Origin of the sequence: Janibacter zhangyanbonis (assembly GCF_050507325.1) — a bacterium.
Classification (GTDB): Bacteria; Actinomycetota; Actinomycetes; order Actinomycetales; family Dermatophilaceae; genus Janibacter.
Genome location: NZ_CP191481.1, coordinates 606,612 through 629,484, shown reverse-complemented (window position 1 = coordinate 629,484; position 22,873 = coordinate 606,612). Strand labels below are relative to the sequence as shown.

Here is a 22,873-nt window from a genome sequence, read left to right as displayed (position 1 = left end):
CGGGACTCCGGCACGCACGTCACGAGGACGGGTGCGAATCAGGTGGCCTGCGCGGGTCGCCCGCTCTCGCGGAACCTTCAGTCACGATCACGTGGATCACGACAACCGGCGGTCAGTGGTCGTGGACAACGGTACGGCAGGTGGGCCCGGTGTCCAAATCGCCTCGGCCCCACCCTGCCGCGGCATGACGAAGGGGGGCGCCTCCCTCGCGGGACGCGCCCCCCTTCGTGGCTGCAGCCTCGGATCACTCCGCGGCGGGAACCTCGTCGGCGGCCACCGGGGTGGACTCCTCCAGGAGGTTCTTGACCCGCGAGCTGTCGAGCTGGATGCCGGGGCCCATGGTCGTGCTCAGCACGGCCTTGGTGATGTAGCGGCCCTTGGAGGCAGACGGCTTGAGACGCAGGATCTCGTCGAGCGCGGTCTGGTAGTTCTCCACGAGCGCCTTCTCGTCGAAGCTCGCCTTGCCGATGATGAAGTGCAGGTTGGCGTGCTTGTCGTTGCGGAACTCGATCTTGCCGCCCTTGATGTCGGCGACGGCCTTGGCCGTGTCCATCGTGACGGTGCCCGTCTTGGGGTTGGGCATGAGGCCACGGGGACCGAGGACCTTGCCGAGACGACCGACCTTGCCCATGAGGTCCGGGGTGGCGACGACGGCGTCGAAGTCCATCCAGCCGCCCTGGACCTTCTCGAGCATGTCGTCGGACCCGACGAAGTCGGCGCCGGCCTCACGGGCGGCGTCGGCCTTGTCGCCGTTGGCGAAGACGAGGACGCGGGCGGTCTTGCCCGTGCCGTGCGGGAGGTTGACCGTGCCGCGGACCATCTGGTCGGCCTTGCGGGGGTCGATGCCGAGTCGGAAGACGACCTCGACGGTCTCGTCGTAGGACTTCTTCGCGCCCTCCTTGGCGAGGCGGACGGCCTCGAGGGGGGCGTAGGCGAGGTCGCGGTCGATCTTGTCGGCTGCGGCGCGGTAGCTCTTGCTGCGCTTCATGCGTGCTCCTTGGTGGTGGTGGAGGTGTGGTGCGGGCCAGCGCGTGGCCCTCCCACGGATCGGGCTCAGATACCCGGGGTCTCGATGCCCATCTGGCGGGCGGTGCCGGCGATGATCTTCATCGCGGCGTCGATGTCGTTGGCGTTGAGGTCGGGCATCTTGGTCTGCGCGATCTCACGCACCTGGTCGGGGGTGAGGGAGCCGACCTTGACCTTGTGCGGCTCGCCCGAGGCCTTCTTCAGGCCAGCGGCCTTCTTGATCAGCTCGGCGGCCGGCGGGGTCTTCGTGATGAAGGTGAAGGAGCGGTCTTCGTAGACCGTGATCTCGACCGGCACGACGTTGCCGCGCATGTCCGCCGTGGCGTCGTTGTACGCCTTGACGAACTCCATGATGTTGACGCCGTGCTGACCCAGCGCCGGACCGACCGGCGGGGCGGGGGTGGCGGCACCAGCCTGGATCTGCAGCTTGATGTAGCCGGAGACCTTCTTCTTGGGGGGCATGCGGTGTTCCTACTTCCTGTGTTGTGGGCCCACGCCGTGGGCGATGACCCGGTTGCAGATGTGCCGCCGGTCGGCGGCACTGGACCATCAGATCTTCGCGACCTGGTGGAAGCCGAGCTCGACCGGGGTCTCCCGGCCGAAGATGGAGACGAGGACCTTGAGCTTCTGGCTCTCGGGGAGGATCTCGGAGATCGTCGCCGGCATGGTCTCGAAGGGGCCGTCCATGACGGTGACCGACTCGCCGATCTCGAAGTCGACGTCGACCGCGGTGGCCGGCGCGACGCCGTCCTGGGCCGGGGCCGCACCCGCGGCGGCCGGGGCGGCGGGCTTCTCGAGGTCGGCCGGCTTGATCATCGTGAAGACCTCGTCGAGGCTCAGCGGCACCGGGTCGTGCGCGTTGCCGACGAAGCCGGTGACGCCCGGGGTGTGCCGCACGGCGCCCCACGACTCGTCCGTCAGGTCCATGCGGACGAGGACGTAGCCGGGCATGCGCGGCTGCTTGCGCACCTTCTTCTGGCCGGACTTGATCTCGGTGACCTCGTCGATCGTGACGGCCACCTCGAAGATGTAGTCCTCCATGTCGAGGTTGGCGACACGCGTCTCGAGGTTGTGCTTCACGCGGTTCTCGTAGCCCGCGTAGGTGTGGATGACGTACCAGTCGCCGAACTTGCCGGCGAGGTCGTCCTTGAAGGCCTGGACCGGGTCGGCGCTGTCCTCGGGCAGGACGTCGCCGTCCTCGTCGGCGGCGGCCGCGGTCGGCTCGTCGGCGATCTGCTCGTCGTCGGCCTGCTCGGCAGCGGCCTCCTCGAGGGCCTCGTCGGCGGCGCGGGCGTCGTCCGCGTCCTGGGCCGAAGGGAGGTCCGCCGGCGGCTGCGCAGCGTGCTCGGCCTGCTCGGCGGCGATGACGCTCGAGGTGCCCTCGGTGTCCTGGGACTCGGGGGTCGGGGCCTGCTCGGACATGACCTGTTTCCTCATTTCGACTTCGTACGACGGCGCGGGAGCGCCCGGGATGCGGATCGGTGCGGCGGCGTCAGCCGCCGAACACCCAGAGCACAACCCGGGTGAAGACCGCGTCCAGTCCCGAGACGACGAGCATCATCACGGTGACGAAGACGATCACCACGAGCGTGTAGTTGATCAGCTCGGACCGAGTCGGCCGGACGACCTTGCGGAGCTCGTCGAGCACCTGGGCAAGGAAGAGGCCGATGGACCCGAAGAAGCGAGAGATCGGGTTGCCACCCTTCGGCTCGCGCCGCGCCTTGGTCGGCTGCGCTCCGAGCTGGCTCACGTCGTCTCTTCTCCGTCGAGGGGTCTCACCTGGCTGCGCAACGGGTGTCGTGCAACGCAGGGCAGGAGGGACTCGAACCCCCAACCGCCGGTTTTGGAGACCGGTGCTCTACCAATTGAGCCACTGCCCTTCGGGAGGTCGCGTTGGGGGCGATCTCCCGCGGTCGTCCCGGTCCGTCGTCACCGATGTGCGGGCACGCCGGAGAGTCTGGTCCAAGTCAACCGAGGCATCACTGTACGTCACGCAGGCACTGCACCGCGAACCCGCACGAGGTGGAAGACTGTCCGCGTGACTTCGACACCCGACGCTCGCCCCCTGTCCGACCTCTCCGCCGAGGAGCTGCGCACCCTCGCGCAGACCCAGCGGGAGGCCCACGCGGCCCAGGCCGCGAAGGGCGCCAAGCTGGACGTCACCCGCGGCAAGCCGAGCTCCGCACAGCTCGACCTCGCCGACCCGATGCTCTCCCTCCCTTCGGCCACGACGGACCGCGCCGGGACCGACGTGCGCAACTACGGCGGCCTCTCCGGCCTCACCGAGCTGCGCGAGATCTTCGCCGAGCTCCTCTGGGTCGAGCCGGAGCAGATCGTCGCCGGGGGCAACTCCTCGCTGACGATGATGCGCGACGTCCTCGTCGACCTGCTGCTCTTCGGTGCCATCGACTCCCCCCGCCCGTGGGCGAAGGAGGACAAGGTCACCTTCATCTGCCCGGTCCCGGGCTACGACCGCCACTTCGCCCTGCTCGCGGACCTCGGCATCGAGATGGTGACCGTGCCGATGACGGACGACGGGCCGGATGTCGAGGAGGTCGCCCGCATCGCCGGCTCCGACCCCTCGGTCAAGGGCATGTGGATCGTGCCGACCTATGCCAACCCGACCGGCTCGATCGTCACCCACGAGATCGCCAGCCGTCTGGCCGGCATGGAGACGGCGGCCCCCGACTTCAAGATCTTCTGGGACAACGCCTACGCGGTGCACCACCTCACCGAGGACGAGGCCAAGAGCGCCGACATCATCACGCTGTGCTCGGGCGCCGGCCACCCGCACCGCACCGTCATGTTCGCCTCGACCTCGAAGATCACCTGGGCGGGCGCGGGCGTGGCCTTCCTCGCCTCGTCCGTGGAGCAGGTCGCCTGGTACCTCGAGCACCTCGGCAAGGGGTCGATCGGCCCCGACAAGGTCAACCAGCTGCGCCACGTCGAGTTCTTCGGCGACGCCGAGGGCGTGCGGGCGCACATGCGCAAGCACGCGGAGATCATCGCGCCGAAGTTCGCCGAGGTCGACCGCGTCCTCACCGAGCGGCTCGGCGGGCTCGGGGTGGCCACGTGGAACCGCCCGACCGGTGGCTACTTCGTCAACCTCGACGTCCTGCCCGGCACCGCCTCGCGCGTCGTCGCCCTCGCCAAGGAGGCCGGCCTCTCGCTCACGCCGGCCGGCGCCTCCTTCCCCCACGGCGACGACCCGCAGGACACCAACATCCGCCTCGCCCCGACGATGCCGCCCATGGCGGAGCTCACCGAGGCGATGGAGACGGTCGCGACCTGCGTCCTGATCGCGGCCGCGGAGCAGCTGGAGACCACCAAGGAGTGATGATGAGCGAGCGCGAGGACCTCGACACCGACCTCACGAGCTACAGCCTCGACGACGAGGACCAGCTGCAGCCCGGTGACAGCCTCATGGGCACGGGGGCGGAGGGCGAGGACGTGCTCGACGCGGGGTACTCCCCGCCCGACTCCCCCCGCGGGTCCTACGCGCACGGGGTGACCGCTGCCGAGCAGGCCGTCGGCGAGACGATCGACGAGCGGCTCAAGCAGGAGGAGCCCGACACCGCGTGGTCCGAGGAGGACCCCTCGCGGCGCGGCGACGGTCGGGTGGGCGGCGACGACCCCGACGCGATCGCCGCCGAGGACGACTGGATCGGCGACTCCGAGGTCGGCGACGCGCGCGCCGGACGCCTCGTCAGCCCCGACGAGGGCAGCCACGAGGACCACGACGACCAAGCCTGGGGTCGCGACGTCGGCGTCGACGGCGGCGCCGCCTCGGCCGAGGAGGCGGCGGTGCACATCATCGACGGCCGCGACGAGGAGCGGGACTGAGCGCCCCGGCACGGGACCTGCGGGCCCTGCCCAAGGCGCACCTCCACCTGCACTTCACCGGGTCGATGCGCGTCGAGTCGGTCCGGGACCTCGCCGCGGCCCACGGGCTGCGGCTGCCCGACTCCCTTCGCTCGGCCTATCCCCCGCGGCTGTCCGCGGCCGACGAGCGCGGCTGGTTCCGCTTCCAGCGGCTCTACGACGCCGCGCGGCACTGCGTGCACGGTGAGGCCGACATGCGGCGCATCGTGCGCGAGGCCGCCCTCGACGACGGCGCCGAGGGGTCGCGCTGGCTCGAGATCCAGGTCGACCCGACGTCCTACGCCGGGCCGGTCGGCGGGATCACGCCCGCGATGGAGATCGTGCTCGACGAGGCCCGGTCGGTGAACGCCACCGCCGACGAGACCGGCTCGGCCCGGGTCGGGGTCGTCATGGCCGCCAGCCGGATCCGGCACCCTCTCGAGGCGCGCACGCTCGCCCGCCTCGCGGCCCGGCTCGCCGACCGCGGGCCCGAGGGGGTCCTCGGCTTCGGGCTGTCCAACGACGAACGCCGCGGGTCGACGCCGGACTTCGCCCCGGCCTTCCGCATCGCCGAGCGGGCCGGGTTGGCCCTCGTGCCCCACGCCGGCGAGCTGCTCGGGCCGCAGGCCGTCGCCGAGACTCTCGAGACCCTGCGACCGCAGCGGTTGGGCCACGGCGTCCGCAGCGTCGAGGACCCGCGCGTCCTCGACCTCGTCGTCGAGCGCGGCGTGGCGCTCGAGGTGTGCCCGGGGTCGAATGTCTCGCTCGGCGTCTACCGCGAGGCGCCCGACGTGCCCCTGCGCACGCTGCTCGACGCCGGGGCCACGGTCGCGCTCGGCGCCGACGACCCGCTGCTCTTCGACTCGCGGCTGCTCGCGCAGTACGAGACCGCCCGCACGTTCCACGGCCTGACCGACCCGGAGCTCGCCGAGCTCGCCCGCGGCTCCTTCCGCGCCAGCCGCGCTCCGGAGGAGGTCGTCGCCACCGCCCTGGCGGACATCGACGCCTGGCTGGAGACACCCCCTTCGTCCGCGGCGTAGCCGTCACTCCCGGAGCGCGAACACGGCCGAAGATCCTGCGGCTCTCACCCCACACGGCGTGACATCTTCTGCCAAGATCGCAGTGCCGCGGCTCGATCCCCGGCCCGCGGTCACCAAGGGAGGAAATGCACATGGCTTCACGCATGCGACCGCGCGGCGCGCGCCTGGCGGCTGCTGCCGCCGTCATCGGGCTCGGCGTCATCGGCGCCCAGTCCGCCACGGGCGCGACCCAGGACGAGCCGACCTCGACCCCGGTCCCGATCTCGACCCCTGACGGTCAGATCTCCAGCTACGTCATCAACACCAAGCTCGTCACCCCGGGCCAGGTCCGCAAGGTCGAGTCGGCGGTGACCGCCGCCGGTGGCGTCGTCGTCCAGTCGTGGCCGCAGATCGGCGTCGTCGTCGCCCACTCGACGAAGGCCGACTTCCGCACCGCCGTCGTCGCGGCCTCCGGCAATGCCATCGAGTCGGTCGGCCCGACCCGCTCCGTCGCCGTCAGCGAGGGCACCCCTGCCGGCGCGCAGGCCCCGTGGGGCCCCGGCACCGGGCAGCAGAAGAAGGCCCTGACGAAGAAGGGCGACGTCTCCGAGGGCACCGCCGCCACCTCCACCGACCCGCGCGAGGGCGAGCAGTGGGACATGACGATGATCAAGGTGCCGCAGGCGCACGCGATCACGACCGGCTCCCCCGACGTCCTCGTCGGCGTCCTCGACTCGGGCATCGACCCCGACCACCCGGACCTGGCCAACCAGATCGACCGCGCCAACTCCGTCGGCTGCACCGACGCCGGCCGCCCGGCCACCGGTGAGTCCGCCTGGGCCCCGACGACGAGCGACCACGGCACCCACGTCGCCGGCACCATCGGCGCCGAGCGCAACGGTGTCGGCATCGTCGGCATCGCGCCGGGCGCGAAGATGGCCTCGGTCAAGGTCGTCAACGACGACGGGTTCATCTACCCCGAGTACGCGGTCTGCGGCTTCATGGAGGCCGGGCTCAAGGGCATGGACGTCACCAACAACAGCTACTACGTCGACCCCTTCGAGTTCTGGTGCGGTGACCAGCCCGAGCAGGCCCCGGCCATGGAGGCCGTGCGTCGCGCGGTCGACTGGTCGACGAAGCGCGGCACCGTCCACGCGGCGGCCGCGGGCAACAGCTCCTACGACCTGTCGAACAAGACGACCAACGACTCGAGCCCCAACGACGGCACCTCCGTCGAGCGCACGATCAACAGCTCCTGCAAGGACATCCCGACCGAGCTCGACGGCGTCGTCCCCGTCTCCTCGCTCGACCGGGCGGGCACGCTGTCGTCCTTCTCCAACCGCGGTCTCGGCTCGATCGACGTCTCGGCCCCGGGCCGCTCGATCCTGTCGACGATCGTCAGGGACAACGGTTGGGGCCTCAAGAGCGGCACCTCGATGGCCTCGCCGCACGTCGCCGGCGTCCTCGCCCTGATGAAGTCGGCGCACCCGACGTGGGGCCCGGAGAAGATGATCACCGAGCTGCGGGCGCAGGCCACCGACACCCCGTGCTCGACCACGACCGCCGGCGCCCCCTGCGTCGGCACCCCGGAGGAGAACTCCTTCTACGGCGACGGCATCGTCGACGCCTACGCGGCGGTGCGCTGACCCGCACGCCCACGCAGAACGCAGTGCCCCCGGCCATTCGGCCGGGGGCCCTGCGTCGTGCCGGGTCCGAACTCTGCACAACCCTGGGGTCTTGCAGAGTTGCCGGGCCCGGACCGTGCAAAACCCTAGGGTCTTGCAGAGTTGCCGGGCCTGGACCGTGCACAACCCTGGGGTCGTGCAGAGTTGGGGCCGGGCGGCCTAGAGGGCGTGCCCGACGAAGACGGGCTCGTTGACGAGCGTCACCCCGAAGGCCTCGCGCACGCCGTCGCGCACCTCGCGGGCGAGGGCGGCGACGTCGGCCGCCGTCGCGTCGCCACGGTTGGTGATCGCCAGGGTGTGCTTCGTCGACAGCGCCGCCGGGCCGGGCATGCGGTGCCCCTTGCCGAAGCCCGCCTTGTCGATGAGCCAGGCCGCGCTCGTCTTGACCCGCCCCTCCCCCGCGGGGAAGACCGGCGGGACCGGCCCGTCAGGACCGAGCCGGGCGGCCGCGCGCTCGACGAGCTCGTCCATCTGCTCCGTCGGCAGGATCGGGTTGGTGAAGAAGGAGCCACAGCTCCACGTGTCGTGGTCGGGCTCGTCGAGCACCATGCCGCGGATGCCGCGCTGGGCGAGCACCGCCGCCCGGGCATCGGCCAGCGGGACCCGGGCGCCCTGCTCGACACCGAGCTCGCGGGCGAGGTCGGCGTAGGCGACCGGCGCGGACAGCCCGTCGTCGCCGAGGCGGAAGGTCACCTCGAGCACGACGTAGCGGCCGGTCTCCTTGAAGACCGAGTGCCGGTAGGTGAAGGCGCAGGCGGCGTTGTCGAAGGTGACCTGCGCCCCCTCCCGCCGGTCCCACGCGAGGACCCGCACGATGGTCTGGGCGACCTCCTGGCCGTAGGCGCCGACATTCTGCACCGGGGTCGCCCCGGCGAGGCCGGGGATGCCGGACAGGGCCTCGATGCCGGACCAGCCCTCGGCGACGGCGCGGGCGACGACCTCGTCCCACACCTCACCGGCGGCGACGGTGACCTCGACGGTCCCGGCCGGCGACGACGGGGCGACGTCGACCCCCTTCGTCGTGATCCGCACGACGGTGCCGCGGAAGCCGTCGTCCGCGATGACGAGGTTGGACCCACCCGACAGCAGGAGAAGGGGGGTGCCCGCGTCATCCGCGGCGCGCACCGCCTCGACGACCTCGCTCGTCGTCGTCGCGGTGACGAGCGTGTCGGCCGGGCCACCGACACGCATGGTCGTCAGCGGCGCCAGCGCGGCGCCGTGCTCCGTGCCGCCCATCAGTCGAGCTGGACGGTCGCCCGGCAGCGGCCGAGGACCTTGTCGTCGCCGCAGGTCACGGTGAGCTCGACGGTGACCTGCCGGGTCTGCGCGTCGAGCGACCGCACCGCGCCGGACACCTCGATGGCCGCGCCCCCGTCGTGGGGGACGACGACCGGCTTGGTGAAGCGGGTGCCGTAGTCGACGACGCGGCCGGCGTCGCCGACCCAGTCGGTGACGACCTGGACCGCGGCACCCATGGTCCACATGCCGTGCGCGATGACGTCGGGCAGGCCGACGGCCTGCGCGGTGCGCTCGTCCCAGTGGATGACGTTGCGGTCGCCGGAGGCTCCGGCGTAGTGCACGAGGGTGGCCCTCGTGACCGGGATGGTGCGGCTGGGGAGGGCCTCGCCCTCGCTCACCTGCGAGAACTCGCGCACGGCCATGGTCACTCTCCTCCTCGCACGACGATCGTCGACAGGCTCGTCGCGACCGGCTCGTCGTGGGCGTCGATGATCTCGCTGCGCATCGTCACCATCTGGTGGCCGCCGGCGGCGCGGATCGCGTCGATGTGCAGCACGCCGCGCAGCTCGTCGCCCGCGACGATCGGTCGGTGGTGGGTGAAGCGTTGCTCGCCGTGGACGACGCGCGTGTAGTCGACGCCGGCCTCGGGGTCGACGACGAACTGGCGGTCGGTGCGCTGCCCGGGGATGACGGCGAAGGTCGGCGGGGCGACGAGGTCGGCGTAACCGGCGGCCCGCGCGGCCTCGACATCGGTGTGGATCGGGTCGGTCGCACCGACGGCCGCGGCGAAGTCGCGGATGTGCTCACGCCCCACGTCGAAGGGGGGTGTGGGCTCGTAGCTGCGCCCCTGGAAGTCCTCGTTCACGGCCATGCGGTCAGTCTAGGCGGGCACCTCGTGCACGACGACGCGGCCGCTCGAGCAGGTGCTCGGGCGGCCGCGTCGGGAAGCGTGCAGGTGCTGCTGGGACCTCAGCGGGTCTCGCGGTGCGCGGTGTGCTTGCGGCACCGCGGGCAGAACTTCGCCAGCTCCATGCGGTCGGGGTTGTTGCGGCGGTTCTTCTTGGTGATGTAGTTCCGCTCCTTGCACTCCGTGCACGCCATGGTGATCTTGGGGCGGACGTCGGCGCTCTTCGTGGCCACGGTAAGAACCTGCTCTCAGACACTTCGGGTGGTACTCGCCTGGCGCCGGTCTGCGCTGGGCGGGAGGTGTGTGGTGCGTTGCCACCTCGGGGGCACAACACAACGACGCACAAGAATAGTCCACGGGGCGGCCCCACCGGAAATCGGTGGTGGTCGCACCCGTGGCACTGCGTAGCGGGAGCGGGACTCGATCCCGCGACCTCACGATTATGAGTCGTGCGCTCTAACCAGCTGAGCTACCCCGCCGTGGCGGTCGACCTGCGCGCGCGGCGCGGGCCGAACCCGAGCCCCCTGTCGGAATCGAACCGACGACCTTTTCCTTACCATGGAAACGCTCTGCCGACTGAGCTAAGGGGGCAGGTCCTCCGGCTCTCGGGGAGATCCGGTGGACAACCTCGGGAGAGATTACACGCCAGATGGCGTGGTCATGAAATCGAGGGCTCACCCGCCGGCGACGAGGGCCTCCAGAGCGGGCCTCAGCCCGGCCGGGACCGGCACCGGACGCCGCGTCTGACGGTCGACGAAGACGTGCGCGGAGGTCGCGATGGCGACGGCCTCGCCGTCGCTCGCCCGCAGGAGCGCGCACTCCCAGCGCACGCTCGTGCGGCCCACGGCGAGGCTGCGCAGCCCGATCTCGAAGACGTCGGGGTAGGAGATCTCGGCGAGGTAGCGGCAGCCGGTCTCGGGGATGAGGTTGATCGTGTCGCCACCGGCGGCGACGTCGAAGCCGTGCGCCTTGAGCCAGTTGTTGATCGTCGTGTCCATGACGGAGTAGTGCACGGCGTTGTTGACGTGGCCGAACTGGTCGTTGTCGCTCCAGCGCGTGGGCATCGTCGTCCAGTGGCCGTAGCTCGAGCGGTCGAAGGGGGTCACCCGGCCCATCCTGCCCGACCGGCTCCGCGCGGGGCGGGGCGCCCGGGCACGAGCAAGGCCCCCGGGACGCGGACGTCCCGGGGGCCTCGTGCACTGCTGGTGGCAGGTGAAGGATTCGAACCTTCGTAGGGATAACCCGACGGATTTACAGTCCGTTTCCATTGGCCGCTCGGACAACCTGCCGTGTGCGTCTGAGAGGATAGCAAGCCGAACGCCCAACAGCAGAATCCACCCCGAGGAGCGCCCCGGACATGGCCAGCAGCAGCTTCGACATCGTCAGCAAGGTCGACCGCCAGGAGGTCGACAACGCGCTCAACCAGGCGGCCAAGGAGGTCGCGCAGCGCTACGACTTCAAGGGCGTCGGCGCCTCGATCGAGTGGAGCGGCGAGAGCATCGTCATCAAGGCCAACACCGCCGAGCGCGTGCTCGCCGTCCTCGACGTCTTCGAGTCCAAGCTCGTGCGCCGCGGCGTCTCGCTGAAGAACATCGACTTCGGCGACAAGGAGCCCAAGCCCTCCGGCAAGGAGTACGTCCTGTCGGGCCCGACCAAGGAGGGCATCGACCAGGACAACGCGAAGAAGATCTCCAAGATCATCCGCGACGAGGGCCCCAAGGGCGTCAAGCCGCAGATCCAGGGCGACGAGCTGCGCGTCACCGGCAAGTCCCGCGACGAGCTGCAGGAGGTCATCTCGCTGCTCAAGGGCAAGGACCTCGACGTGGCGCTGCAGTTCACCAACTACCGCTGACCCTCCCTTCACCCCCGGCACGCCGGGCAGCACGAGACGACCGGCCGCGACCCTCGGGTCACGGCCGGTTGTCTCGTCCGCAGGGTCAGACCGCCACGGGGGCGACGTCGTCCGCGGGGTCGCCGACGGGGTTGTCGGCGTCGTGCCGGCGCAGCAGGCGAGCGAGCAGCGGCACGCAGAGCAGTCCCAGGCAGGTGGCCGCGATGAGCACCCACAGACCCGACGAGGGCGCGCCCGTCGCCTGCTCCGCGAGACCGAAGGCATAGGGCCCGACGAAGCCACCGGTGAGGCCGATGGTGTTGACGAAGGCGAGGCCGGCGGCCGCACCCACTCCCCCGAGCCGGGCCATGAGCACCGACCAGTAGAGCGGCTGGACGCCGACGATGAAGAGCATCGTCGCGCTGAGGATGATCATCCGGGCGACCGGCTGATCGACGGCGACGAAGCACAGCGCGAGGACGATCGCGGCTGCGGTCGTGATGCCGATGAGCCGCACCTCGCTGCCGGGGTTGCGCCGCAGGACACGGGGCACGACGAGCACACCGATGACCGCCCCGATGCCGACGACACCGGAGATCAGCCCGATGAGGAAGCTGTCGGTGACGTTCATCGCCTGGACGATCGAGGGCACGAAGAAGATGACGCCGTAGGTGGCGATCTGGTTCATGAAGTAGATCGCCGCGATGGTCAGCAGGAAGGGCGTGGACATCGCCTGGCGGACGATCGCCCCGGGGCTGCCGACCGGCTCCTCCGCACCGACCGCGCGCCGGGTCAGCTCGGCGGCCTCGTCGGGCGTCAGCCAGCTCGCCCTGGCCGGCGAGTTGGGCAGAACGAAGAAGATGATGACGCCGAGGAGCACCGTCGGGATGCCCTCGAGGACGAAGAGCCACTGCCAGCCGTGCAGGCCGCCGACGCCGTCCATCTTCATCAGCGCACCGCCGATCGGGTTGGCCACGATGAAGGCGACGGACGAGGCGGTGAGGATGAGCCCGACGGCGGTGGCGCGGTCCTTCTGCGCGAACCACGTCGTGATGAGATACATGATCCCGGGATAGAGGCCCGCCTCCGCGGCGCCGAGCAGCAAGCGCAGCACGTAGAAGATCGTGGGGCTGGAGATGAACATCATCGCCATCGTGATCAGGCCCCACGTCACCGCGATCCGGCTGATCCAGACCTTCGCGCCGATGCGGTGGAGGATCAGGTTGCTCGGCACCTCGAGGACCGCATAGGTGATGAAGAACAGGCCCGCCCCGAGCCCGTAGGCGGCGGCGTCGATGCCGGCGTCGACCTCGAGAGCGGACTTCGCCAGGCCCACGTTGGTCCGGTCGACGAAGGCCATGAAGTAGGCCGCCATGAGCAGCGGGACCAGACGCACGAAGGCCTTGCGCGTCGCCGAGGAGTGGAGCGCGTCCGACGTCGTTGTCGGTGTCGTCATGTCTGATCTCCCAAGATCTCGTGGATGAATCCGCATTCATATTGAATGTGGATTCAAGTAGTGTCAAGGGTCACGTCGATGTGTGGACACCCACGAGCCGGCGGGCAGGGCCGCGGCAGCTCGAGCCCACGACAGGGCCGGCGGGCCAAGGGGGTCACCCCCGGGCGGCGAGCACCTCACCGGCGCGCTCGAGCAGCTCGCCCTTGCGGATCTTGCCGGTGTCGGTGAGCGGGAAGGCGCCGAGCACCTCGACGAGCGGCACCTTGTAGACCGCCATCTGCTCGCGGGCCCAGACCTCGAGCGCCGGGGCATCGACGGCGGCGCCGTCGCGCAGCGTGGCGAAGGCGACCGGCCGCTGCCCGGTGCCCCCGTCGCTCGCGGGCACGACGGCGACGGTGTCGACGTCGGGGTGGCCGGCGAGCATCATCTCGACCTCGGCGGGGAAGACGCTCATGCCGTTGACCTTGATCATGTCCTTGGCCCGCGCCAGGTAGTGCAGGCAGCCGTCCTCGTCGAGGTGGCCGGTGTCGCCGGTGTGCAGCCAGCCGTCGCGCAGCTGGCTCGCCGTCGCTTGGGGGTTGCGCCAGTAGCCGGTCGTGATCGAGGGGCTGCGCAGGATGATCTCGCCGGGCTCGCCCAGGGGCACCGGCTCGGCGGTCACCGGGTCGACGACGAGCACGTCGGTGCCGGGCACCGGCAGACCGCAGAAGACGGGTGTGGTCGTCAGGTCGTGGTCGTCGTCGGCGAAGCCGTAGGGCACGACGTCGACCGTGTGGCTCTCGGTGAGCCCGTAGGAGCCCTCGCGCAGCACCGAGTGCTCCCCCACGACCTGCGCCCACCGACGGCGCACCTGCGGCGTCAGCTTGCGGATGAAGGACATCGCCATCGGCCCGGTGAAGCTCGACAGGTCGCGCTCGGCGATGTCGGGCAGCTCGAGGGATCTCGAGATAGCTCTCGACGGTCGCGGCGGTCATCGTCACGCCGTGGCGCTCGACGAGGTCGACGACGGTCGCGGCATCCCACCGGGGCAGCAGCACGCTCGTGCCACCCATGACGAGCGGGATGAGGATGCCCAGGTCCTCGCCGGCGATCCAGAAGACGGGCACGAAGCACAGCGAGACGACCTCGCGGCCCACGCCGTTGGCCCCCGCACCGCTCACCGCCGTGTAGACCATGTGACGCTGCGAGTGCTCGCAGCCCTTGGGCAGGCCGGTCGTGCCCCCGGTGTAGTTGAGCGCCGCGAGCGCGTCGAGGTCGCGCTCCGGCTCGACGAGCGGGTCCGCGGTGAGCGCCTTGTCCCACGTGACGATCTCGACCCCCTCCCGGCGAAGGGAGGAGACCTCACCTCCCACGACGACGACCGTCTCCACTCCGGCCTCTGCGGCTGCCGGCAGCAGGCGCTCGACGAGCGCGGCGTGGGTGACGACGACGCGGGCACCGCTGTCGGAGAGCTCGTGGACGAGCTCGGCCCGCTGGAACATCGGGTTGACCGGCACGTGGACGCAGCCGGCGCGCAGGGTGCCGATCATGGCGACGACGAACTCGTGCGCATTGCCCAGGTGCACGCCGACGCGGTCTCCGGGGACCACCCCCTTCGCGCGCAGCCACCCGGCCCACCGGGAGTGCCGACCGGCGAGGTCGGCGTAGGTGAGCGTCTCGTCGCCGACGACGAGCGCCGGGTGCTCCGGCTGGCGGTCGGCCCACGCGTCCACGTACTCGGGCACGGTCATCTCGCCGAGCGGGTGGACGACCTCGCGGGGCGTGTCGGCGGGGCGCACCCGCTCCTGCCGGGCGCGCACGTCGGCGAGGTGCTGCGTGTAGTCCATCGGGCACTCCTTGGGTCACCAGGTGTCGACGTATCTCCGGGGCACGTCCTCGGGGACGGCCGAGCCCATCGCGGTGACGATCCACCGCCGGGTCTCGACCGGGTCGATGACGTCGTCGAGCTCGACGACGGCCGCGGCGTTGACCGCCCGCCCGCGCTCGTACATCTGCGCGAGCAGCTCGGCCTCGAGCTCGGCCCGCTCCGCCGGGTCGACGACGGCATCGAGCTCGCGGCGGAAGCCCAGGCGCACGGCGCCCTCGAGCCCCATGCCGCCGACCTCGCCGGTCGGCCACGCGAGGGTCGCCGCGGGTCGGTGGAAGCCACCGGCGGCCATCGCCTGCGCCCCGAGGCCGTAGGCCTTGCGCAGGACGACGGTGACGACGGGCACCCGCAGGTGCGAGCCAATGACGAAGAGTCGTGAGAAGTGGCGCACCGTCGCCGTGCGCTCGTGCTCGGGGCCGACCATGAAGCCCGGGGTGTCGCACAGCGAGACGACGGGCAGGCCGTGCGCGTCGCACAGCTGGAGGAAGCGCGCGAGCTTGTCGGCCGCCGGGGTGTCGATGGCGCCGCCGAGGTGACGCGGGTTGTTGGCCACCAGGCCCATCGGCCGCCCTTCGACCCGCACGAGGGCGGTGATGACGCCCGGCGCGAAGCCGGCCCGCAGCTCGAGGACGGAGCCCTCGTCGGCGAGGGTGTCGATGGCGACGTGCACGTCGTAGGCGCGCACCCGGCTCTCCGGCACGACGTGCCGCAGCCGCCTCTGGTCGGGCGCGCTCCACTGCTCGTGGGAGCCCTGGAAGTAGCCGAGGTAGCGCTGCGCCACGGCGACCGCCTCGGCCTCGTCGTCGACGACCACGTCGACGACGCCGTTGCTGCCCTGCACGCCGATCGGGCCGACCTCCTCGGGCGCAAAAACACCGAGGCCACCGCCCTCGATCATCGCCGGGCCGCCCATGCCGATCGTCGAGTCACGGGTGGCGATGATGACGTCGCAGCATCCGAGCAGCGCGGCATTGCCGGCGAAGCAGCGCCCGGCCGCGATGCCCACGGTCGGCACGAGCCCGCTCAGGCGACCCATCGTCGCGAAGGTCGGCACGTCGAGCCCGCTCGCCACCGTCGTGTCGGTGTCGCCGGGGCGGCCGCCGCCCCCTTCGGCGAAGAGGACCACGGGCAGCCGCTGCTGCTCGGCGATCTCGAGCAGCCGGTCGGTCTTCTTGTGGTTGAGGTAGCCCTGCGTGCCCGCGAGGACCGTGTAGTCGTAGGCGAGGACCGCGGTGCGGGTGCCGGTCGCACCGGGGCTCGTCGTCACGTGCCCGATGCCGGTGACGATGCCGTCGGCCGGGGTGCTCGCGACGAGGTCCTCCTCGCTGCGTCGGGCGCGCTGGGCAGCGACGGCGAGCCCGCCGTACTCGACGAAGCTGCCCTCCTCGACGAGGTCGGCGACGTTTTCACGAGCGGTCCGCTGGCCGCGGGCGTGCCGCTTGGCGATCGCATCGGGGCGGGCGGCGTCGAGGCGTCGCTCCTGCCGCTCGCGCAGGCGGGTGAGGTCGGCGCGCTCCGCGTCGAGGTCGGGACCGTCGTCGACGCTCGCGGTCTCCTCCCCCACCGACGAAGGGAGCAGCCGCACCAAGAGGTCTCCGGCAGCCGCGGTGGCCCCGGGCCGTGCCGCCACCGCCGTGACCGTGCCGGAGGCGGGCGCGGTGACGACGTGCTCCATCTTCATCGCCTCGACGACGAGCAGGGGCGCGCCGAGCGCGACCTCGTCACCCGCGGCGACGAGCACGTCGACGACCGCTCCGGTCATCTCGGCACGCACCTCACCGACCGGGCCGGCCTCGCCGCTCGCGGTCTGCGCGAGCCCGGCCTCCCCGATCCAGCGGGTGGTCACCCGCCAGTCGGCGACGTCGTCGTGCGCGAGCAGCTCGCGCAGCAGGGGCAGGTTGGTCTCGACACCGTCGATCGAGCACTCGAGCGCGGCCCGGAGCGCCTTGTCGAGCGCGCCGGAGACACCGGAACTCTGCAAGACCCTAGGGTCCTGCAGAGTTCCGGTGCCGTGGCTGTGGGTGACGACCTTGGCGACGAGGGAGTCGAAGCTCCCGTCGATGCGGGTGCCCTCGACGAGGTGGGTGTCGACCCGCACGCCCGGGCCGCTCGGCCAGGCGAGGCCGGTGGCGACGCCGTGGGCGGGCAGCGCCTCACCACCGGAGCCGACCCGCTCGGCCGCCACGCGCAGCTCGACCGCGCTCCCCCGCACCTCCGGGGGTCGGTCGAGACCGACCTCGGCGAGGGTGCGGCCCGCGGCGAGCGCGAGCTGGGTGAGCACGAGGTCGACGCCGGTCACCATCTCGGTCACCGGGTGCTCGACCTGCAGGCGCGGGTTGACCTCGATGAACCACCAGCGGGTCGGGTCGTCGGCGTCGAGGAGGAACTCGACCGTGGCCAGCCCGCGGTAGCCGCGCCCGGCGAGCAGCCGCACGGCCGACTCGTGCAGGGCGGCGCGCACGTCGTCGGGCAGGCCGGGTGCGGGAGCGACCTCGACGACCTTCTGGAAGCGCCGCTGAAGGGTGCAGTCACGCTCGCCGAGGTGGGTGACTCCCCCTTCGCCGTCGGCCGCGACCTGCACCTCGACGTGCCGCGCCCGCTCGACGTAGAGCTCGGCGAAGAGGTCACCGGAGCCGAAGCTGCGCTCGGCCTCCGACCGGGCCCGCTCCCAGGCCGGGGCGACCGGCTCGCCCGCCGGGACGGCCCGCATGCCGCGTCCGCCACCGCCGGCAGCGGCCTTGATCATCACCCCGCCCGGCAGCTGCACGCGGGCGAAGTCCTCGACCTCGGCCGCGCTCGCCCCGACCGCCGTCGCCGGCAGGACCGGGACCCCCGCCTCCTGCGCGGCCGCACGCGCCCGGCCCTTGTCGCCGAAGAGCTCGAGCAGGTCGGCCTCGGGGCCGACGAAGGTCACGCCCGCCGCGGCGCAGGCGCGCGCCAGCTCGGGCGACTCGCTGAGGAACCCGTAGCCGGGGTGGAGCAGGGTGCATCCGTGCTCCCGGGCCCCGGCCGCGAGGGCCGCGGCGTCGAGATAGGCCGCCGGGCCCTCGCCGGGGAGCACGTGGACGCCGCTCGCCAGACGCGCGGCGAGGCCGTCGGCCTCGGCCCGCGTCACCGCGACGACCGCCTCCAGCCCGGCTTCCCGGGCCGCCCGCACGATGCGGACGGCGATCTCACCACGGTTGGCGACGAAGACGCCCACGGTCTCTCCCTTCGGCTCGGACACTCCCGTCGGCTCAGAAGATCTCGAAGAGCCCGGCCGCGCCCATGCCGCCACCGACGCACATCGTCACGACGCCGTAGCGGGCACCGCGCCGCTTGCCCTCGATGAGGACGTGGCCGGCCATGCGGGCGCCGGACATGCCGTAGGGGTGACCGATGGAGATCGCACCGCCGTTGACGTTGTACTTCTCCGGGTCGATCCCGAGGGTGTCGCGGCAGTAGAGCGCCTGGACCGCGAAGGCCTCGTTGAGCTCCCACAGGCCGATGTCGTCGACGGTCAGGCCGTGCTGCTTGAGCAGCTTCGGCACGGCGAAGACCGGGCCGATGCCCATCTCGTCCGGCTCGCAGCCGGCGACGGCCATCCCGCGGAAGGCGCCGAGCGGGGTCAGGCCACGGCGGGAGGCCTCCTCGGCCTCCATGACGACGGACGCCGAGGCGCCGTCGGAGAGCTGCGAGGCATTGCCGGCGGTGATCGAGAAGCCCTCGGTGCCGTCCTTGGCCAGGACCGGGTTGAGCTTGCTCAGGTCCGCGAGCTGCGTGCCGGGGCGGTTGCCCTCGTCCTTGGCGAGGGTCACCTGCTGGGAGCCGACCTCGCCGGTCGCCTTGTCCTTGGTGAGCATCGTCGACGGCAGCGGCACGATCTCGTCGTCGAGGGCTCCGGCCTCCTGCGCGGCGGCGGTGCGTCGCTGCGACTCGAGGGCGTACTCGTCCTGCGCCTCGCGGCTGATGCCGTAGCGCTGCGCGACGACCTCGGCGGTCTCGAGCATCGACATGTAGGTCGCGGGCACGTGCTCGACGAGCCACGGGTCCTGGGCGCGATAGGTGTTCATGTGCTCGTTCTGCACGAGCGAGATCGAGTCGACGCCACCACCGACGGCGATCTGCTGACCGTCGACGATGACCTGCTTGGCGGCGGTCGCGATGGCCATGAGACCGCTGGCGCACTGGCGGTCGACGGACATGCCGGCGACGGTGACGGGCAGGCCGGCCCGCAGCGCGGCCTGGCGGCCGATGTTCATCGCGGTCGAGCCCTGCTGGAGGGCGGCGCCGATGACGACGTCCTCGATCTGCTCGCCCTCGACGCCGGCGCGCTCGACGGCGTGCCGCACGGCGTGGCCGATGAGCTCCTGGGCCTGGGTGTCGTTGAAGGCGCCGCGGTAGGCGCGGCCGATCGGGGTGCGGGCGGTGGAGACGATGACGGCTTCGCGCATGGTCACTCCTGGTGTGGTCGAAGGGGGATGGAGCCAGTCTGTCGTGGTGGCGGACGGGCAGGTCAGGCGACGGGCAGGTCGACGAGTGTGGCTAGGTCGGCACGGTGCCGGTCGGGGGTGCCCAGGGCCAGCTGGTCGGACTTCGCCCGCTTGAGGCGGGTGTGCACGGAGTGCTCCCACGTCATGCCGATGCCGCCGTGCAGCTGCAGCGCCTCCTCGGCGGCGCGGACCGCGGCGTCGGAGCAGAAGGCCTGCGCCGTGGCCGTGGCGATCTCTCCCTCCGCCGTGTCCCGGGGTGCGACGGAGGAGCCTCGAAGGGCGGCGCCGTCGGCGAGCACGCCGGCGGCCTGGCGGGCCGCGGCCTGGGTGTTGACGAGCAGCAGGTAGAGGTCGGCGAGGCGGTGCTTGATCGCCTGGAAGGAGCCGATCGGGCGGGCGAACTGCACTCGTGTCTTCGCGTAGTCAACGGTCGTCTCGAGGCACCACTGGGCGAGCCCGAGCTGCTCGGAGGCGAGCAGGGCGGCACCCGCGGCCAGCGCGGCGTCGACGGCCGCCACGGCGGCCTCGCCCGAGGCGACCTCGGTGCCGGTGCCGGTGACCGTCACCCGGGCGAGCGGGCGGGTCATGTCGAGCGAGGTGATCGGCTCGAGGTCGACCTCGTCCCGCCCCAGGGCACGAAGGGAGGTCCCTCCCGTCCCGTCGGCGACGGGGACGAGGAAGAGATCGGCGTCGAGGGCACCGGCGACCGGCGCGACCACCCCGTCGACCGGCGACCACGCGCCACGGCTCGCGGTCCATGGCAGGACGAGGGCGGCGGTGCGCTCACCGGACGCGAGTGCCGGCAGGTGCGCCTCGTCGCCGGCGGCGAGCAGCGCGCTCGTCGCGACGACCGCGCTGGTGAGGAAGGGCACCGGCGCGACGGCGCGGCCGAGCTCCTCGAGGACGACGGCCGCCTCACGGGCACCGGCACCGGCACCGCCGAGGGACTCGGGCACGAGCAGTCCGGCGAGGCCGAGCTGCTCGGCCAGGGCCCGCCAGATGCCGCTGACGTCGGTGTCCGGCTCGTCGTAGAGCCGGGCCGCCAGGCCGTCGTCGAGGACGCGCTGGAGGGTCGAGCGCACGCTGCCGCGCAGCGACTCCTCGACGTCGGAGTAGAGCAGGTCGGTCATCGCGGCACGTCCTTGAAGGCGACGCCCTTGTCGGGGCGGTGGTCGGGGGGCAGGCCGAGCACCCGCTCGGCGATGACATTGCGCATGATCTCGCTCGTCCCGCCCTCGATGGAGTTGCCCTTGGCGCGCAGGTAGCGGAAGCCGGGGCCGTGGCCGAGGAAGGAGCCACCCCGGGGGCGGACCATGGTCCAGTCGTGGTACTCGAGCCCCTCCTCGGGGGCGAGCTCGAGGGCGAAGCCGCTCACCTGCTGCGCCTGCTGGGCGAAGGCGAGCTTCATCGCCGAGCTCTCCGGGCCGGGCTGCCCGGCCTCGAGGCCCTGCCGCAGCCGCTCACCGGCGAGCCGGGTCACCTCGGTCTCGACCCACCACTGCATGAGCTCGGCGTGGTGGCCCGGGGTGCGCACCGACGGGTCGCTGCGCCAGCGCTCGGTGACCAGCCCGATCTGGCCGGCCTCGCGCTCGCTGCCGGCGCCGATGGCGACGCGCTCGTTGTTGAGCGTCGTCGTCGCGACCCGCCAGCCCTCGCCGACCTTGCCGACCCGCTCGCGGTCGTGGACGCGGACACCGGTGAGGAAGACCTCGTTGAACTCCGCCTCGCCTGTGATCTGGCGCAGCGGGCGCACCTCGACGCCGGGGTCGGTCATGTCGACGAGGAAGTAGGTCATCCCGGCGTGCTTGGGCACCGAGGTGTCCGTGCGGGCCAGGAGGATCGCGAAGTCGGCGTTGTGCGCACCGGAGGTCCACACCTTCTGCCCGTCGACGACCCACTCGTCACCGTCGGGGACGGCGCGGGTGGTGACGCCGGCGAGGTCGGAGCCGGCGCCGGGCTCGCTGAAGAGCTGGCACCAGATCTCGGTGCACGCGAAGAGCGGGCGCAGGTAGCGCTCCTGCATCTGCGCCGTGCCGAAGGCGAGGATCGTCGGGGCGGCCATGCCCAGGCCGATGCTGTTGCGGGCGACGTCGGGCCGGGGTGCGCCCGCCGCCTCGAGCAGGGCGTCGACCTCGAGCTGGCGGCCACGGGGCAGGCCGAGCCCGCCGCGCCCCTCGGGGAAGTGCACCCACGCCAGCCCGGCGTCGAACTGCGCACCGAGAAATTCTGGAGGAGGCGTCTTCTTGGGGTCGTGGCTCGCGAGGAGCTCCTCGACCCGCTGCTGCAGATCAGGCACGGCTGGTCATCCTCCGGATCTCGTGACGGGCGAGGGCATTCTTGTGCACCTCGTCGGGGCCGTCGGCGAAGCGCAGCGTGCGCACCTGCGCATACCACTCGGCGACGGGGAAGTCCTGGCTCAGGCCGCCGGCACCGTGGACCTGGACCGCCTTGTCGACGATCCACTCGACGGTCGCCGGGGCGGCGATCTTGATCGCCTGGATCTCGGTGTGGGCGCCCTTGTTGCCCACGGTGTCCATGAGCCAGGCGGCCTTGAGGGTGAGCAGCCGCAGCTGCTCGATGCGCACCCGGGACTCGGCGATCCAGTCACGGATGACGCCCTGGTCGGACAGCGGCTTGCCGAAGGCGACCCGGCTCGCGGCCCGCTCGACCATGAGCTCGAGGGAGCGCTCGGCGATGCCGATGAGGCGCATGCAGTGGTGGATGCGGCCGGGGCCGAGGCGGGCCTGGGCGATGGCGAAGCCCGAGCCCTCCTCGCCGATGAGGTTGCTCACCGGCACGCGCACGTCGTGGAAGTCGATCTCGGCGTGGCCGCCGTGGTCGCGGTCGTCGTAGCCGAGGACCTTCATCCCCCGCCGCACCTCGACGCCCGGGGTGTCGCGCGGCACGAGGATCATCGACTGCTGCCGGTGGCGGTCGGCCGACGGGTCGGTCTTGCCCATGAGGATGAAGACCTTGGCGTTGGGGTTCATCGCGCCGGAGATGTACCACTTGCGGCCGGTGATGACGTATTCGTCGCCGTCGCGCACGATCGCGGTCTCGATGTTGGTCGCGTCGGAGCTGGCGACCCGCGGCTCGGTCATTGCGAAGGCCGAGCGGATCTCGCCGGCGAGCAGCGGGGTGAGCCACTGCTCCTGCTGCTCGGGGGTGCCGAACATGTGCAGCACCTCCATGTTGCCGGTGTCGGGCGCCGCGCAGTTCGTCGCTACGGGGGCGATGTGCAGGCTGCGGCCGAGCACCTCGCACAGCGGGGCGTACTGCAGGTTGGTCAGGCCGGCACCGTCCTCGCCGGGGAGGAAGAGGTTCCACAGCCCCTGGCTGCGGGCGGCCTCCTTGGCCGGCTCGATGATCGGCGGCGGTGCCCACACGTCGGGGGCGGCGTCGAGCTGCTCCTGGTAGGTCGCCTCGATCGGGTAGACGTGCTCGTCCATGAAGGCGGTGAGCTGCTCGCGCAGCTCGAGGGTGCGGGCGTCCAGCGCGAAGTCCACGGGT

At 71.7% G+C, this 22,873-nt stretch carries 22 protein-coding genes, 4 tRNA genes and 1 pseudogene; 6 read left to right on the top strand and 21 right to left on the bottom strand.

Going from position 1 to position 22,873, the window contains the following annotated elements:
• Positions 1-244: 244 nt before the first annotated feature.
• From rplA to ACQBJO_RS03100, 5 genes are all read right to left on the bottom strand, one after another.
• On the bottom strand, positions 245-988 hold the full coding sequence (rplA, locus tag ACQBJO_RS03120) for a 50S ribosomal protein L1 (RefSeq protein ID WP_255185343.1): 744 nt from the start codon (positions 986-988) through the stop codon (positions 245-247).
• Between the two features lie 65 nt (positions 989-1,053).
• Entirely contained in the window at positions 1,054-1,488 is a 435-nt protein-coding gene (gene rplK / locus ACQBJO_RS03115; RefSeq protein ID WP_255185342.1) for a 50S ribosomal protein L11, read from the bottom strand.
• Positions 1,489-1,575: 87 nt separating this feature from the next.
• Positions 1,576-2,448: a transcription termination/antitermination protein NusG gene (nusG, locus tag ACQBJO_RS03110; RefSeq protein WP_421007188.1), complete on the bottom strand. Its 873-nt coding sequence runs from the start codon at positions 2,446-2,448 to the stop codon at positions 1,576-1,578.
• Between the two features lie 70 nt (positions 2,449-2,518).
• Entirely contained in the window at positions 2,519-2,776 is a 258-nt protein-coding gene (gene secE, locus ACQBJO_RS03105; RefSeq protein ID WP_255185340.1) for a preprotein translocase subunit SecE, read from the bottom strand.
• A 57-nt stretch (positions 2,777-2,833) separates the two neighbouring features.
• A tRNA-Trp gene (locus ACQBJO_RS03100) sits at positions 2,834-2,906 on the bottom strand.
• Between the two features lie 158 nt (positions 2,907-3,064).
• Between ACQBJO_RS03100 and ACQBJO_RS03095 the strand changes: the two genes are divergently transcribed.
• The 4 genes from ACQBJO_RS03095 to ACQBJO_RS03080 all read left to right on the top strand — a co-directional run bounded on the left by ACQBJO_RS03095 (position 3,065) and on the right by ACQBJO_RS03080 (position 7,552).
• Complete coding sequence (locus tag ACQBJO_RS03095) at positions 3,065-4,363, top strand: aminotransferase (RefSeq protein WP_421007189.1); 1,299 nt, start codon at positions 3,065-3,067, stop codon at positions 4,361-4,363.
• A 2-nt stretch (positions 4,364-4,365) separates the two neighbouring features.
• Complete coding sequence (locus ACQBJO_RS03090) at positions 4,366-4,869, top strand: DUF5709 domain-containing protein (protein ID WP_421007190.1); 504 nt, start codon at positions 4,366-4,368, stop codon at positions 4,867-4,869.
• A 65-nt stretch (positions 4,870-4,934) separates the two neighbouring features.
• On the top strand, positions 4,935-5,927 hold the full coding sequence (locus ACQBJO_RS03085; RefSeq protein WP_430407145.1) for an adenosine deaminase: 993 nt from the start codon (positions 4,935-4,937) through the stop codon (positions 5,925-5,927).
• 131 nt (positions 5,928-6,058) lie between these two features.
• Positions 6,059-7,552: a S8 family peptidase gene (locus ACQBJO_RS03080; RefSeq protein WP_430407144.1), complete on the top strand. Its 1,494-nt coding sequence runs from the start codon at positions 6,059-6,061 to the stop codon at positions 7,550-7,552.
• 198 nt (positions 7,553-7,750) lie between these two features.
• Here ACQBJO_RS03080 and ACQBJO_RS03075 read toward each other — a convergent pair whose 3' ends face one another.
• The 8 genes from ACQBJO_RS03075 to ACQBJO_RS03040 form a co-directional block, all read right to left on the bottom strand.
• Positions 7,751-8,827 carry a UDP-N-acetylmuramate dehydrogenase gene (locus tag ACQBJO_RS03075; RefSeq protein WP_421007192.1) on the bottom strand — a complete coding sequence of 359 codons (1,077 nt, stop codon included), beginning with the start codon at positions 8,825-8,827 and terminating at the stop codon, positions 7,751-7,753.
• A complete protein-coding gene (locus ACQBJO_RS03070; protein ID WP_255185335.1) occupies positions 8,827-9,252 on the bottom strand; it encodes a MaoC family dehydratase in 426 nt (141 codons plus the stop codon). The genes ACQBJO_RS03075 and ACQBJO_RS03070 overlap by 1 nt, the downstream gene beginning before the upstream one ends.
• 2 nt (positions 9,253-9,254) lie before the next feature.
• Positions 9,255-9,701 (bottom strand): FAS1-like dehydratase domain-containing protein, encoded by a 447-nt coding sequence (locus ACQBJO_RS03065; RefSeq protein ID WP_255185334.1) that lies wholly within the window; start codon positions 9,699-9,701, stop codon positions 9,255-9,257.
• A gap of 98 nt (positions 9,702-9,799) precedes the next feature.
• Positions 9,800-9,931, bottom strand: a complete 132-nt coding sequence (gene rpmG / locus ACQBJO_RS03060; protein ID WP_234993748.1) for a 50S ribosomal protein L33 — start codon at positions 9,929-9,931, stop codon at positions 9,800-9,802.
• A gap of 211 nt (positions 9,932-10,142) precedes the next feature.
• Positions 10,143-10,216, bottom strand: a tRNA-Met gene (locus ACQBJO_RS03055).
• Positions 10,217-10,255: 39 nt separating this feature from the next.
• Positions 10,256-10,328: transfer RNA gene (locus ACQBJO_RS03050), tRNA-Thr, on the bottom strand.
• Positions 10,329-10,411: 83 nt separating this feature from the next.
• Positions 10,412-10,843 carry an acyl-CoA thioesterase gene (locus tag ACQBJO_RS03045; RefSeq protein ID WP_255185333.1) on the bottom strand — a complete coding sequence of 144 codons (432 nt, stop codon included), beginning with the start codon at positions 10,841-10,843 and terminating at the stop codon, positions 10,412-10,414.
• A gap of 97 nt (positions 10,844-10,940) precedes the next feature.
• Positions 10,941-11,026 (bottom strand) — tRNA-Tyr (locus ACQBJO_RS03040).
• Positions 11,027-11,094: 68 nt separating this feature from the next.
• On the opposite strand from ACQBJO_RS03040, the gene ACQBJO_RS03035 reads away from it, so the two are divergent.
• Entirely contained in the window at positions 11,095-11,589 is a 495-nt protein-coding gene (locus ACQBJO_RS03035; RefSeq protein WP_255185332.1) for a YajQ family cyclic di-GMP-binding protein, read from the top strand.
• Positions 11,590-11,674: 85 nt separating this feature from the next.
• Here the strand turns inward: ACQBJO_RS03035 and ACQBJO_RS03030 are convergent, their stop codons facing one another.
• The 3 genes and pseudogenes from ACQBJO_RS03030 to ACQBJO_RS03020 form a co-directional block, all read right to left on the bottom strand.
• Complete coding sequence (locus ACQBJO_RS03030; protein ID WP_421007193.1) at positions 11,675-13,024, bottom strand: MFS transporter; 1,350 nt, start codon at positions 13,022-13,024, stop codon at positions 11,675-11,677.
• 154 nt (positions 13,025-13,178) lie between these two features.
• On the bottom strand, positions 13,179-13,910 hold the full coding sequence (locus ACQBJO_RS03025) for an AMP-binding protein (protein WP_430407143.1): 732 nt from the start codon (positions 13,908-13,910) through the stop codon (positions 13,179-13,181).
• 112 nt (positions 13,911-14,022) lie between these two features.
• Positions 14,023-14,754, bottom strand: a pseudogene (locus ACQBJO_RS03020) (AMP-binding protein); the annotation flags it as partial.
• Between ACQBJO_RS03020 and ACQBJO_RS03015 the strand changes: the two are divergent.
• Complete coding sequence (locus ACQBJO_RS03015) at positions 14,672-14,845, top strand: hypothetical protein (RefSeq protein WP_430407142.1); 174 nt, start codon at positions 14,672-14,674, stop codon at positions 14,843-14,845. The pseudogene ACQBJO_RS03020 and the gene ACQBJO_RS03015 sit on opposite strands and share 83 nt — an antisense overlap.
• Positions 14,846-14,865: 20 nt before the next feature.
• Here the strand turns inward: ACQBJO_RS03015 and ACQBJO_RS03010 are convergent, their stop codons facing one another.
• From ACQBJO_RS03010 to ACQBJO_RS02990, 5 genes are all read right to left on the bottom strand, one after another.
• Positions 14,866-18,093 (bottom strand): carboxyl transferase domain-containing protein, encoded by a 3,228-nt coding sequence (locus tag ACQBJO_RS03010; protein WP_421007195.1) that lies wholly within the window; start codon positions 18,091-18,093, stop codon positions 14,866-14,868.
• A 34-nt stretch (positions 18,094-18,127) separates the two neighbouring features.
• The gene (locus tag ACQBJO_RS03005) at positions 18,128-19,324 is read right to left on the bottom strand and encodes an acetyl-CoA C-acyltransferase (protein ID WP_255185328.1); all 1,197 of its coding nucleotides are present in this window, start codon (positions 19,322-19,324) and stop codon (positions 18,128-18,130) included.
• Positions 19,325-19,386: 62 nt separating this feature from the next.
• Entirely contained in the window at positions 19,387-20,493 is a 1,107-nt protein-coding gene (locus ACQBJO_RS03000) for an acyl-CoA dehydrogenase family protein (RefSeq protein ID WP_421007196.1), read from the bottom strand.
• Complete coding sequence (locus tag ACQBJO_RS02995; protein ID WP_421007197.1) at positions 20,490-21,659, bottom strand: acyl-CoA dehydrogenase family protein; 1,170 nt, start codon at positions 21,657-21,659, stop codon at positions 20,490-20,492. Before ACQBJO_RS02995 ends, ACQBJO_RS03000 begins: the two co-directional genes overlap by 4 nt.
• The gene (locus tag ACQBJO_RS02990) at positions 21,652-22,869 is read right to left on the bottom strand and encodes an acyl-CoA dehydrogenase family protein (RefSeq protein ID WP_255185325.1); all 1,218 of its coding nucleotides are present in this window, start codon (positions 22,867-22,869) and stop codon (positions 21,652-21,654) included. The genes ACQBJO_RS02995 and ACQBJO_RS02990 overlap by 8 nt, the downstream gene beginning before the upstream one ends.
• Between the last annotated feature and the right edge of the window lie 4 nt (positions 22,870-22,873).

Coding starts and splice junctions, on each gene's coding strand:
- rplA (WP_255185343.1), bottom strand. CDS start 988: ATGAAGCGCAGCAAGAGCTACCGCGCCGCAGCCGACAAGATCGACCGC.
- rplK (WP_255185342.1), bottom strand. CDS start 1,488: ATGCCCCCCAAGAAGAAGGTCTCCGGCTACATCAAGCTGCAGATCCAG.
- nusG (WP_421007188.1), bottom strand. CDS start 2,448: ATGTCCGAGCAGGCCCCGACCCCCGAGTCCCAGGACACCGAGGGCACC.
- ACQBJO_RS03090 (WP_421007190.1), top strand. CDS start 4,366: ATGAGCGAGCGCGAGGACCTCGACACCGACCTCACGAGCTACAGCCTC.
- ACQBJO_RS03085 (WP_430407145.1), top strand. CDS start 4,935: ATGCGCGTCGAGTCGGTCCGGGACCTCGCCGCGGCCCACGGGCTGCGG.
- ACQBJO_RS03080 (WP_430407144.1), top strand. CDS start 6,059: ATGGCTTCACGCATGCGACCGCGCGGCGCGCGCCTGGCGGCTGCTGCC.
- ACQBJO_RS03075 (WP_421007192.1), bottom strand. CDS start 8,827: ATGGGCGGCACGGAGCACGGCGCCGCGCTGGCGCCGCTGACGACCATG.
- ACQBJO_RS03070 (WP_255185335.1), bottom strand. CDS start 9,252: ATGGCCGTGCGCGAGTTCTCGCAGGTGAGCGAGGGCGAGGCCCTCCCC.
- ACQBJO_RS03065 (WP_255185334.1), bottom strand. CDS start 9,701: ATGGCCGTGAACGAGGACTTCCAGGGGCGCAGCTACGAGCCCACACCC.
- rpmG (WP_234993748.1), bottom strand. CDS start 9,931: ATGGCGTGCACGGAGTGCAAGGAGCGGAACTACATCACCAAGAAGAAC.
- ACQBJO_RS03035 (WP_255185332.1), top strand. CDS start 11,095: ATGGCCAGCAGCAGCTTCGACATCGTCAGCAAGGTCGACCGCCAGGAG.
- ACQBJO_RS03030 (WP_421007193.1), bottom strand. CDS start 13,024: ATGACGACACCGACAACGACGTCGGACGCGCTCCACTCCTCGGCGACG.
- ACQBJO_RS03025 (WP_430407143.1), bottom strand. CDS start 13,910: ATGGCGATGTCCTTCATCCGCAAGCTGACGCCGCAGGTGCGCCGTCGG.
- ACQBJO_RS03005 (WP_255185328.1), bottom strand. CDS start 19,324: ATGCGCGAAGCCGTCATCGTCTCCACCGCCCGCACCCCGATCGGCCGC.
- ACQBJO_RS03000 (WP_421007196.1), bottom strand. CDS start 20,493: ATGACCGACCTGCTCTACTCCGACGTCGAGGAGTCGCTGCGCGGCAGC.